This is a genomic window from Pedobacter cryoconitis, from assembly GCF_014200595.1.
GTDB classification, from domain to species: Bacteria; Bacteroidota; Bacteroidia; order Sphingobacteriales; family Sphingobacteriaceae; genus Pedobacter; species Pedobacter cryoconitis_C.
The window spans coordinates 2175480-2188266 of the sequence record NZ_JACHCG010000001.1; the positions used below are offsets into that span (position 1 = coordinate 2175480).

Sequence of the window (12787 nt, forward strand, 5' to 3'; positions counted from 1 at the left end):
ATTTTCGTTCACCACGTGAATAGGTATGTTTCGTCAAATAAATTATGATCTTAAATTATAATTACGAAAGTTTATACACTAATTATTTAAATCAGTTGAACGAATATAAAACACAAATACAGTTCCGTCATATTGTTTTCAGCAGCAGAATTGGCACACAGCTTATTTTTTCTTTTAATGACCAAAGTTATCTTAATGTTAAATTAATAATTTCATAAACCCTGTATAAACACGTTAATAGCAAATAAAAAAAACCAAATACAATCAAAAAATGGCAGACAACATTAAATTCATTAAGGGTGAAGGTATTCGCCTTTACACCCCAGAAAACGAAGAGTACATTGATGCTGTTTCCGGGACTTTTAATCTCTCTTTGGGATATAGTCATCCGGAATTAGTAGATGCCTTAAAAAAACAAGTAGAAGACCTGATCCACGTATCTTCATCTTTTACTGGTGAACTGGCACAAGAAGTACTGGACAGCATTCTTGATGAAGCTCCGGAACATATTACCGATGGCTGGATGCGTGACATCATTGGCTCTACAGCAAATGAAGGCGCAGTAAAGATTGCGAATAAATTCAATGGTAAAAGTGAGGTATTGAGTGTATCACTATCACACCATGGGCAAACACTTTTCACAACTAATATCTCCGGAAATGCTTTCAGGAGAAAATCCTTCCCCAATACAATAACAACCAACAACGCTGTTATTCCGGCTCCATATTGTTACCGTTGTCCTTTTTCGGCAAAAGGCCCGGATTGCGGATACCTTTGTGCAGAAGCAATTCATGATTACGCGCAGTACGGAAGTTCAGGAGGTGTATCCTGCATGATTATAGAGCCAATTCTGGGCAATGGCGGGAATATCATCCCACCAGACGGCTACTTTAAAAAAGTCAGAGAAATATGCGATGAACTGGACATTACCCTGATTGCCGATGAAGTACAAACAGGGATAGGAAGAACAGGTCATATGTTTGCCAGCGAACATTATGACATTAAACCGGATATTATTACGCTTGCTAAAGGTTTAGGTGGTATTGGTATCCCGGCAGCAGCTATTCTTTATAAAAAAGAATATGCAGTACTCGAAAAATTTGAACATTCCTATACTTCAGGAGGGAACTTGCTCTCTCTCACCGCTTCACAGAAAACAATGGAAGTAGTTTCCAGACCAGGTTTCCTGGAGAATGTACAGGTATCAGGAAAAATACTAGGCGATTTCTTATATAAATTAAAAGAAAACTACCCTGTTATTGGCGATGTACGTGGTATCGGTTATATGTGGGGGCTGGAAATCGTGGATAAAGACGGTGCACCCGACGTTGATCTGGCCAATAAAATCGTTGACGTAGCCTTGTCAGATCACAAAATGATTCTTAGAGGATCCCGTTACGGATTTGGAAATGTGGTTAAAGTGCGTCCGGCATTAACCGCCACACAAGATGATATCGAAGAAATTTACTTCCGCTTAAACAAAATATTCAGTCAATTATAAAATGAAAGCAATCGTATACAACGGAGCCTGGGATATCCAGCTCAAAGAAAGAGAAGAACCCGTAATCACAGCTGCCGATGAAGTCATCGTCGAAATCAAAGCTACAGGTATTTGCGGAACAGACCTGAGTATTATTTCTGGTGAATACAATGCAAGTCCGCGGGTAATTATCGGCCACGAATCCGCAGGGATTATTGTAGCTAAGGGTGACGGTGTCGAAACCTGTAGCATAGGACAACGTGTTATCATTGATCCGACCTTTTATTGCGGCTACTGCGAGAACTGCCGTAAAGGCCTTCGCAATCACTGCCTGCTGAAATCAAGTACAGAAGCAGGCGTTTCTATTGATGGTACTTTTACCAAATACTTTAAAACCACCAAACAGTTTATTTATCCACTGAACGATAACATTCCTTTTGAGCAGGGCGCAATGTCCGAACCGCTTAGTTGTGTACTTACCGCAGTAAAAAAACTGGCAGTAACCCCATATATGCGTACTGCAATTCTGGGTGGCGGGCCAATTGGTTTGCTGTTTTATATGGCATTAACCCAGCACGGTATACAAGAAGGTGTAGTTTACGAAGCTTCCCGTGACCGGATTAAACTCATCGAAGAAAACAACGTCCTGTCTAAAAACTGGAAAATAGAGCCTTCATTTATCCCACAAAAGAATCAATATGACCTGATCATTGATACTACAGGCTCACTATTGGAAAAATCAATGCAATCGATCGCAGATGGCGGTAAAATCTGTATGATGGGCTTACGCAACAACCAGCAGACCATTAATGCAAGAGAAATTGCCGACCGCAGTATCTCAATTATTGGTTCTATTGATTCTATGGACACTTTTAGACATGCCGTAGACCTGATCAATAAAGGTAATTTAGGATTGGAAAAAATCATTACCAACGAATATGGTCTGGACGATTTCAAATCAGCGATCAAAGATCTGGGTTGCGACGTAGGCACCAAAGTAAGAAGTAATAATATTTCGAGTCTTAAATCTGTAATCAGAATTTAACCACATTAAAAACTAACCATGAGATACATCATATTTGATATAGACGGAACATTGACAGATACCACGCAGGTAGATGATCACTGTTTTACACAAGCCTTAGAAGAAACTTTCGGTTTCCATGGCTTTGAAACAGATTACGGACATTATGAGAATACAACAGATTCTGGCATTATCCATCAGCTGTTTATGGAACGCGACCAGCGTACCTATACCGAAGCAGAAAGAGATCTCTTTATCAGGAATTTCTTAGTTTTACTGAAAAATGCACACACAGAACGTAATGAATGTATGAAAGAAATACCTAAAGCAGGTAAAATACTTCAGGCACTTTGCGCGCAGGAAGGGGTCAGTGTTGGTCTGGCTACCGGTGGCTGGAGAGAGTCAGCCTTATTTAAATTGAGCTGTGCAGGAATTAGTACTGCTGGTTGTGCAGCTGCCTCATTTGCACAGGACGCAAGAGCAAGACGTGACATTATAGGCAATACTATTCTGCAAATGAATACTCTGCACCGGATAGATATGCCTTTGTCAGAAATCATCTATGTAGGTGATGGGAAATGGGATTACCAGGCGACACAACAATTAGGTATACAATTTATTGGAATCGATAACAAAAAGTTAGAAGATCTTGCAGATATTGTAAAGATTGCAGATTACGACGAATTACAACTGCACCTGGTATAAAAACAAAAATTAACACCAAACAGGGCATTGGATAAAAATCCAATGCCCTTCTTAAAACATAAATATGCCTTTATCTATTGATAAAAAACGTTCTCATCGTATTGCAACCAGTATCTTCTTTTTTATAGCCGGGCTTACTTATTCCAGCTGGGCATGCCGTATCCATGATATTAAATCTTTCTATACTTTGAGTGATGGAGAACTGGGAAGCGTGTTGTTTGCTTTACCAGTAGGCTTAATGATCAGCTTACCAATATCCGGGTGGATGGTTACCAAATTTACAAGCCGTAAAGTATTGATTGCCGCAGGCCTGCTATTTCCTTTCGTGTTATGTATCATTGGATTGACTTCCCATATCTGGCAATTGGTTATTGTTTTATTTCTCTTTGGATTTTTAAACAATGTTTTTGAGATCGCAATGAACACACAGGCTGTAGGAATAGAAGAGTTATATAAAAGGTCAATTATGGCCTCCTTTCACGGATTATGGAGCTTGGCAGGCTTTACTGGTGTCGCTATCGGAACCCTGGCTATTGCTCTTAAATGGCCTTTCTGGATACATTTTTCATTGGTTGGTATACTTTGCTGGATCCTGGTTTTTTATTCCTGGCGTTATCTGTTACCGGAAGACGGCGCTTCAGAATCACAACCCTTATTCGCAAAGCCTGATAGTAATATTTTGAAGCTGGGCCTTATTGCTTTTGCGAGCCTGATTACAGAAGGTACTATGTTCGATTGGAGCGGTGTATACTTTAAAACAGTAGTTACAGTTCCCGAAGCACTAACCACAATGGGATCAATCGCATTTATGGCTACAATGGCAGGCGGACGTTTTGCAGCAGATAAGTTTGTAACCCGGTTCGGGATCAGCAAAATCCTGCAATTCAGCGGAATTATCAGTACAACCGGGCTATTACTGGCAGTTATGTTTCCAAATATTTATACGGCTACTTTAGGCTTTTTAATGGTAGGAATTGGTGTATCATCTGTAGTCCCCCTGGTATTGGCATTAGCTGGAAAGTCTAAGACTATGGCTCCGGGGATGGCAATCGCAGCAGTATCTACAGTTGGGTTTTTAGGCTTTTTGATCGGCCCGCCGATGATTGGCTTTATTGCGCAGGCAACCAATCTTCGCTGGTCATTCTTATTAATTGCCATACTTGGATTTGGAACTACATTATTAGCTTCTCAGATTAAAAAAATGATTTAAAAACTAATATACAACACACTGTAAGTCAGCCAATAAATACACAAAAACCGGCTTTTAAGAGCTTTAAAAGGAATCTTCAATGAATTCATACTGAATATGAAAGGGGAGAGCTATGACCCTTATTTCAGCCTCAAATTTAACATTTACGGTATTAAATTAATGGTTTTACCCACCAAAATAATTGGGACTTAAACGTTGTAAATTTTCATTTAATTACATTAAATTTAAGTAAGTGTAAACCAAATAATAAATTAACGTATGATGAGAAGATTTACAAAACCAGTATTCTTGCTTTTAATGCTCTGTATCACAGCAATCTGTGTTCAGGCACAAAGCGTCGTAATCAGCGGATCAGTAACTGATAAGCTCAGCAAAGAACCTGTCCCTGGCGCAGGAATTACCGTTAAAGGAAAAACAGTCGGTACCACCACCAATCAAAGTGGAAAGTATGCATTCAGTACCAAACAAAAAGCACCTTTTATTCTTATTATTTCATTTCTTGGCTATACCACCGTTGAAAAGTTGATTACCGGAAATACAACCGATCTGAATATAGAACTGGAACAGGAAGGTATTCTCGGACAAGAAGTTGTTATTTCAGCTTCCAGAACTCCGGAAAGGATATTAGAATCTCCAGTGTCTATAGAAAGAATGGGAAGTAGTGCAATCAAAGAACAAGCCGCTCCGTCTTTTTATGACGCACTGAATAATATGAAAGGAGTTGAAGTGAGTACCCAGAGTTTAACTTTCAAATCTATCAACACCAGAGGCTTTAATTCGAACGGAAATACCAGGTTCAATCAATTTGTCGATGGAATGGATAATCAGGCTCCGGGGCTTAATTTTGCGGTAGGTAATATTGTCGGGATTAATGACCTGGATGTGGACAATGTAGAATTGCTGCCTGGTGCATCATCAGCGCTTTATGGTGCAGGCGGGATTAATGGTACGATGCTGATGACTTCCAAAAGCCCGTTTGATTATCAGGGCCCAAGTTTTCAGTTTAAGACAGGGATTAACCATGTCAACGATAACAATACCGGCGTACAGCCTTATAATCAGCTGGACGTCCGTCTTGCAAAAGCCTGGAATAATAAATTCGCTGTTAAAGGAACCTTCTCTTTTCTTCAGGCACAAGACTGGCAGGCAGATAATTTCTCCAACTTTGACCGCGCCGCAAGAACCGGAAAAGATGGCAACAGAACTTCAGACCCGAATTATGATGGGATCAATGTATATGGTGATGAGGTAAGCCAGAACATGCGTAATGTGGCACAATCTGTACTCAATGCCGGGACTTCTGGCTTTGTTCAGGGTGCGCTTGGTTTGCCAGCTCCTCCAACTGCCGCACAAATTGATGCATTTAAGTCAAATCCAGCCGGATTAAATGCGTTAAATGGCTTTCTAAGAACAAATGCAACCATGAGACCATTTTACGCAGGGCTGAATACACCAGGTTTGTTACCCGATCAAAACGTATCCCGGACGGGTTATGAGGAGAGTTCACTGGTAGATTACAAGACACAATCACTTAAAATCTCCGGTTCGGCGAATTACCGTTTCAGTAAGACTGTAGAGGCTATTGCGCAGGTTTACTGGGGCAGTGGTACCTCTGTTTATACAGGATCGGATCGTTATTCTTTGCGGAATTTTAGTATCGGACAGTACAAATTGGAGTTAAAAGGACAGGATTTTTTTGTCAGGGGTTATACCACACAGGAACGTTCTGGTGATTCTTATATCGCTTCAATCCTGGGAAGTTACATCAATGAAACTTCTAAAAAATCAACAGATTGGTTTCCGCAGTATGTAGGAAATTATATTGGTGCGAAGTCCCAGGGCGCTACAGATGCAGTAGCCTATGCGGCGGCAAGAGCAGCAGCAGATCAGGGCAGGTTTGTTCCGGGTTCCAGAGAATTTGCACTGGCTAAGGAACAAATATTGAATACAACCATTTCAGGTACTGATTTTAAGAAAGGGATTTACGGAGCAAAGTTCAATGATAAAACTAATTTATATCATTACGAAGGCATGTATAACTTCAGTAATCTGTTTAATAACGTTGTTGAATTTCAACTGGGCGCATCTTATCGTTTATATCAGTTAAGATCCAACGGAACGATTTTTAATGATCTGGTGGATGAAATTAATATCAAAGAATACGGCAGCTTTGCACAATTGGGCAAGAAGTTTTTTGAGGATAAACTTAAACTGACAGTTTCAGGCCGTTATGATAAAAGCAGCAACTTTGATGGCCGGTTTACACCAAGAGTGACCGGTGTCTATACCGTCGCAAAAAATAACAATATCCGGGTTTCTTACCAGACCGGATACCGAAATCCGACTACGCAGAATCAGTACATTGATTTATCAGTGGGTGGCGGCTCTCAGAGGCTGATTGGCGGTATTCCTGAAATTCTGAATAAATATAGCTTGTTTACCAATCAGGCATTTACAGATGTTAGTTATAGAGCTTTTCTGGCTGCTGCTGCCGCTGGAAAAGCTGATCCGGCTTTATTAAAAGGGTATAGTTTCGATGCGAAAGGGGTGAGGCCTGAAAGTGTTCAGGCTTTTGAGGTGGGTTATAAAGGTTTATTAGGGTCTAAATTCCTGATCGATGCTTACGCTTATTACAATATTTATAAGGATTTTATTACTGCGGTCGATGTTTATCAGAGAAATACTGACGGATCTGGTTTTACAAAATTCGGTGTTCCGGTAAATGCGACAGGCAAAGTAACTTCTTATGGTGCAGCACTGGGAATTGACTATTTACTGGGCAATTATAACCTGAGCGGCAATATATCTTATAATAACATTGGAGATATTCCTGATAATTACATCAATGATTTCAACACGCCAAAAATCCGCTATAACCTGGGTATAGCAAAAAAAGAAATCATTAAAAATGTTGGTTTTAATGTAAATTATCGCTGGCAGGGCAAATTTTATTGGAATTCTTCCTTTGCTTCCGGCAATGTTCCTGCATTCGGTTCACTTGATGCACAGGTTAATCTTAAAATCCCTTCAGTGAATTCTATGATTAAAATTGGCGGTTCCAATGTGCTGAATAAATACAATTTCACTTCTTACGGGAATCCGGCAGTTGGCGCGATTTATTATGTGGCTTATGCATTTAATCCTTAACAAGACCTTTTATATCGTGTGGAATGAATATTCCACACGATATAAAATTATAAATTATAAAACTCCTGATTTTAGCACTTAACTACCAGTAAATGTGTACATTATTCCTTTTTATATTATTGTTATATAATTAACATTATGTTAAGTACGTTTTTATCATACGCCCCTGACCACCAAAATCAGCTTCAAATTCTGAGCTAGAACTCATTTTCTAATTTTTTATAATCTTATAAGTTTTCACCACACCATCCGAACCTGTCACGGTCAACACGTAAAAAGGATCCTGATAATCTTTCATATTTAATTCCAGATTTTTACTGTTTACATGCGTCACTGTCTGAACGATCTGACCAGTTCTTAGCGAAGTTAGTTTTGCAGAAGAAATTACAGTTTCACTATTTAACTTCAGCCAGTCTATAACAGGATTTGGAAAAGGAAGAAATTCTTTTGGCGTTTCAGGAATAATTTTCCGTTCAGGAATATTTGAAGCCTGGCTCGAACCACCCAGATCAAAACGATAAATTGCAGCATCTGCGGCTCCTAAATTTGCAGTTAATGTGCCTGATGCCGATGAATTATTCCCGCTGTACAACTCTTTAACTGAATAATTCTGCGAAGGATTTAATCCGATACGGTTCATATCAATAGTATAGGATTTAGCCGATGAACCGTAATTTAAAACGGCCAGATAAAAATATCCCCCTATCTGCCTGGTAAATAACTCACTTGCCCCCTGCCCGGTATTTCCTTCTACGGGCCTGAATGCAACTCCGTTTCTTGCGATATCCAGTACATCCTGGTTCTGAAATAAAGTCTGCGCTCTGCCGCTCCATTGGCCGGTGGTAGAAAAATCATCCCCGGCAATTAATGTTCCGTTGACCACACCAGAAGTTACCCTGGCTTTATTCGTACCTAAAGACTCATTTTTAAGCACTAAATGATCACCATCAATGTAATTATAGATATAAGTTTGCCACCAGCCATAGTTTGTGCTGTTCAGCGTATATTGAGTTTCTCCGATAGCAGAATACGCATCACAGGCAATCCTTCTGGTATGTGCATACCGGCCAGTAGCCAGATTTGGCGAAATAGCTGCATAAACCAGCATTTTACCCTCCAGCTGATCAGTCAGATATTCCATTCCTTTGCGAAAAGCCTGCATCCCGGTATGTACAGATGGATCATAATAACTATCCGCTTCAATCGCTGCATGACCAATAAAGTCAATCTTTATCATTTCAAAGCCAGCTGTTTTAAAGCGGCCAATCATATAACCAATGCGCTGTTTAGTGGCAGGATGTGTTGGATCGATAGCCCGGCAACCATCCAGATCATGGTAAGCACCATTTTGTTTAGTCCAGATCTCTGTATAATTAACTGAGCTTCCCTCTACAGTTCTGCTAGTTTTACTCCAATCTACAAACGGAGCCCAGTATATTCCAGGTTTCAGGCCTTTACTTTTACAATAATCAGCAAATTCTTTTAATTGACTATCATTCAGATTATCCCAATAAGAATCAAGATCTATATAAGCCGTATTTCCATTACGGTACCCTTTTAAACTGGTATTCACAAAATCAACTACTCCTTTCGCATTTGTTAAAGAAAGATTGCTTTGAATTGCTCCCCAGCTATTCCATCCAAAAGGCGTTGGCTGTGTCCAGCTAAATATATAACGCGATTCAGCTATACTGTTAGACTTACCATATTCTTCCATCCCTTCACGCCAGTCGTTAAAATAACCAACCAGCATTTTGGGAGATTTTGCGGTTGAGGTTCCTACCCCTACCCATCCATGCCCTCTTTTATCCCTGGTAGTTTGTTCTTCCACAAAACCGCCAAATATTTCCAGTGCATTAAGGTTTGTACCCGTACCATTGATTTTAATCCCGGTTTTCCAGTCACTGTGCTCTATTGAACCGAATACAAGGCCATTACGACTGTTATTGTCATAAATTGCACTGACTTCAGCGCTGGTGGTATTTACAGCACTGCTTAAGGATTTAGCATCATATCTTATAAAAGTATCATTATCAAAAGGAACATATAAAGCTTTAAGATCTCCACTAAAAGGGAGTTTTGAATTAGTTGAAACCAAAGGCGACATATAATAACTGTTAGCACCGGCACCATTCAGGATGACCTCAGTATAAAAATAATTTCTTGAATTATAGACATAAAAAACTTGCTGCATTGGGATTAACCCATTTCCAGACATACTGATAGTATGCTTTGTTCCCGCACCAAATCCATCATTAATGGCAACAGCAGCGTAAGTACGGGTGGTATAACCGGTACTCGAATTTGTCGCATTTGCCTTCGCACTCGCATAAGCATCTATAATCGTTTTAGTATTATTAAAATAAACGTCGTACTTACCAGTCGATAGATTATAAGCGATCCGGTTACCTGTGCCGAAATTGATAGTCTTTACCGCTGCATCTAAAGGAGAAATTTCCAATTTATCGACATTAGGTGCCCAGCCCGAACTGTTGTCCAGTCTGATCCTATTATTTCCCTGATTGAGTGTCACAATTGTGGTTACAGCAGCTACAGTACTCCACTCCCCAGAAGGAAAACAAGGTAATTCTACGCTTGTACTATTATTAACTTTCAGAAATAAAGACCGGGGATCATTAGTCGCATAATAAATAGTAAGATTATAGGTGCCCGCTGTATTGACATTAACGGTATTGACCTGGCTTCCATTAGTTGTTCCACCAAGGTTACCAACCATTTTTGCTCCCGAACAGGTGGTGCAATTCTGAATATTCGCACCGTTAGCTAATACGCCAAATTCGGCTTCATAAGTGGTCTGCTGAGCAAGAACAGACTTCATCGGAGAGATAAATAAAATACATGCCAAGGCGGCAATATGGAATAAGCTTCGCATAAAATAGAGGTTAATTATATTTGGTTTAGTGATGTTACCCCTAAATTAACCAGAACCACTGAGCTAAGATTATGCTTTTTTGGCCTTATATTAAGTTATACTCTGAAAAATAGATTATTAAAGTTAAATGGATTAATCATCTTTAGTAAGATCAACATAATATATTATGCATTAGCACTTAAATTATCGTATTATTATATATAAATTTGACGATTATTAAACTCCTTTTCCTTCTAATTTATATTTAAAATTAATCTCCAAAAAAGACTATTAGCATGGCAAAAGGCAGTATCATTAAAATTTCAGGTGGTCATATGACTGAGACGGCAAAATTAGATTACACTTTGTATGCTGACAAAATTCAATCCAGTGCTGCAAGAAAAATAGTTGAACATTCTAATGACGGAATAATTTACGGAGAGCCACTAGCTCCACCGGTAAAAGAGGCCACTGACTTTGATATTAAGATTGAGATCTTAAAGAAGGAAAAGACCTTTTTGCCTCTTGGCATCGTCGATTACAAGGGGAAATTAGAAAACAAATTATTATACTTTAAGGTGACTATAACTGGAAAAGGCGTTCAACAATGGCAATTAAGCATTAAAAAAGAGGATAAAGTAATTTACACAGGATATTCGGCCACTTTTGAACTTAAAACTGTAGAAATAAAGGCAGGATCAAAAAGTAAGAATGAAGATAAAACGCAATCTATTGCAGAAAAAATAAACCCGAGGTTTTGGCCAGCCGGTGAATATGAAATCATATGGGATGGGTTTGATAATGAAGGTATTTACAATAGTAAATTATTGACAGATGAGGGTAGTTTTACAGCTATTATTAAAGGTCAAGCTAATTATAGAGCTAAGTACGCAGTTACAGAACCGTTCTCTTTTAATTATGCAGAAGTAAAATGGGTAGATTTAACGATAAACAAATTAAATAAACAAATTGATGTTACCCTCCGTGTAAAACTAGAAGATGGTGGTTCAAAGGGTATAGATCCAATAAAGATGGGTGGAATGGCGGATCCCAATAGGACAATAAATCCATGGGATTATATACCCGCTGAAAGTATAGCAAAAGAAAAAAAAGAACCTTACAAAATTCCGGTACGTAGCTTTGAAGAATTAAAAAAATTGACGTTGTATGGTTTGGCCGAATATTGGAGCAGAAACCAAAACAAAAAGAAGTATACAGAGACAGATGAAAATATAAAAATTAATAACGAACCTTATAACGTTTTTGTTAATGCTATAGATACAAAGAAAAATGCCTTAAATAGTGTTGATTTGGTTTTTAATACAAATGGCGATTGGGATAGAAGTGGCAATCCCGGTATATTAGCAAAATTATCTTATAATGTTGGGTATATAAAGTATTCTAACGGTTGGGGTTATCAAGAAGCCGCAAATGAAGATATTGATTTTTCTTTTACTGCTGCTCATGAAATAGGTCATCCAATATTACAAGCATATAGAGGATATGGATACTCCTGGCAACATAAAGGAAGTTCTTATTTATTTCCTCAGGACACTAAACCCACCCCAGATGAAAGTACAATTGTAAAAGCTTGGAAAGATGCTACACATATGGATCAATATCCTTATATATCCGGAGAATATTATCCCGAAAGTGGAGAATTAGATCTAATGAAATATTATAAGCAAAAAATAAACAAGACTACAGGAAGGGCGGAGCCCGTACTTTTAAAGTATCAAAGATCAGTAGCAGCTCAAGAAGATGTTATTGGATTGCTATGGTTAACTAAATTAGAGATAAAATGAAAAACAAGATCCTTATATATTTATCAGGTATAATTGCTATACTAGCCTTATGCTTTGGTGCCTTCTACTATAATTTCTTCGGTGGTTCAGACCCCCGGATAAAAGAAGCTGAAAATAAAAATAGTATGAAGACCTTTTCAGTAATCAACAATACTGATTCGCATTTATTTCTTGTCTCTTGTTTTCAATATTCCAAAATAGAAATTGAAAACTACAAGAAAAAAGGAATAAGTATTTCAAATTTGCCTGAATTTCAATGCAAAGACACCTTAGAATTGAAGGGCAAGAATGATTTAGGTTATAACCAGTTAAATCAACAATTACCATTAGCCAAATTTGATGCCGTAAGACTACCCGCCAGTTTTCTACTTACAATTTTAGACACTAACAAAGTGGTTCTAAAAAAATATAACAGGGCAGTTTTAGAAAAAATGCCTTTTGATACCTCAGGAAAATCAAAAGAATGGTATTTCAATATAGAAATTCAAAATAATAAAATACAACTTGTAAATGCAAAATAAACGCAAAAAGCATCAGAAAATCA

At 38.4% G+C, this 12787-nt stretch carries 8 protein-coding genes; 7 read left to right on the forward strand and 1 reads right to left on the reverse strand.

Annotated features, from left to right (window positions below):
- The first annotated feature begins 271 nt into the window (after window positions 1–271).
- The 5 genes from HDE70_RS09090 (at window position 272) to HDE70_RS09110 (ending at window position 7566) form a co-directional block, all read left to right on the forward strand.
- A complete protein-coding gene (locus HDE70_RS09090; protein ID WP_183867094.1) occupies window positions 272–1501 on the forward strand; it encodes an aspartate aminotransferase family protein in 1230 nt (409 codons plus the stop codon).
- Window position 1502: 1 nt separating this feature from the next.
- Window positions 1503–2525, forward strand: coding sequence for a zinc-dependent alcohol dehydrogenase (locus tag HDE70_RS09095; protein ID WP_183867093.1), 1023 nt, complete (start codon window positions 1503–1505; stop codon window positions 2523–2525).
- A gap of 18 nt (window positions 2526–2543) precedes the next feature.
- Entirely contained in the window at window positions 2544–3209 is a 666-nt protein-coding gene (locus tag HDE70_RS09100) for an HAD family hydrolase (RefSeq protein WP_183889506.1), read from the forward strand.
- A 64-nt stretch (window positions 3210–3273) separates the two neighbouring features.
- Window positions 3274–4419, forward strand: coding sequence for an MFS transporter (locus HDE70_RS09105; RefSeq protein ID WP_183867091.1), 1146 nt, complete (start codon window positions 3274–3276; stop codon window positions 4417–4419).
- A gap of 258 nt (window positions 4420–4677) precedes the next feature.
- Window positions 4678–7566, forward strand: coding sequence for a TonB-dependent receptor (locus tag HDE70_RS09110; protein WP_183889508.1), 2889 nt, complete (start codon window positions 4678–4680; stop codon window positions 7564–7566).
- A gap of 211 nt (window positions 7567–7777) precedes the next feature.
- Here the strand turns inward: HDE70_RS09110 and HDE70_RS09115 are convergent, their stop codons facing one another.
- On the reverse strand, window positions 7778–10459 hold the full coding sequence (locus HDE70_RS09115) for a CBM35 domain-containing protein (protein ID WP_183889510.1): 2682 nt from the start codon (window positions 10457–10459) through the stop codon (window positions 7778–7780).
- Between the two features lie 275 nt (window positions 10460–10734).
- Between HDE70_RS09115 and HDE70_RS09120 the strand changes: the two genes are divergently transcribed.
- Complete coding sequence (locus HDE70_RS09120) at window positions 10735–12243, forward strand: hypothetical protein (RefSeq protein WP_183889512.1); 1509 nt, start codon at window positions 10735–10737, stop codon at window positions 12241–12243.
- Window positions 12240–12764: a hypothetical protein gene (locus HDE70_RS09125; RefSeq protein WP_183889514.1), complete on the forward strand. Its 525-nt coding sequence runs from the start codon at window positions 12240–12242 to the stop codon at window positions 12762–12764. Before HDE70_RS09120 ends, HDE70_RS09125 begins: the two co-directional genes overlap by 4 nt.
- The last annotated feature ends 23 nt before the right edge of the window (window positions 12765–12787 follow it).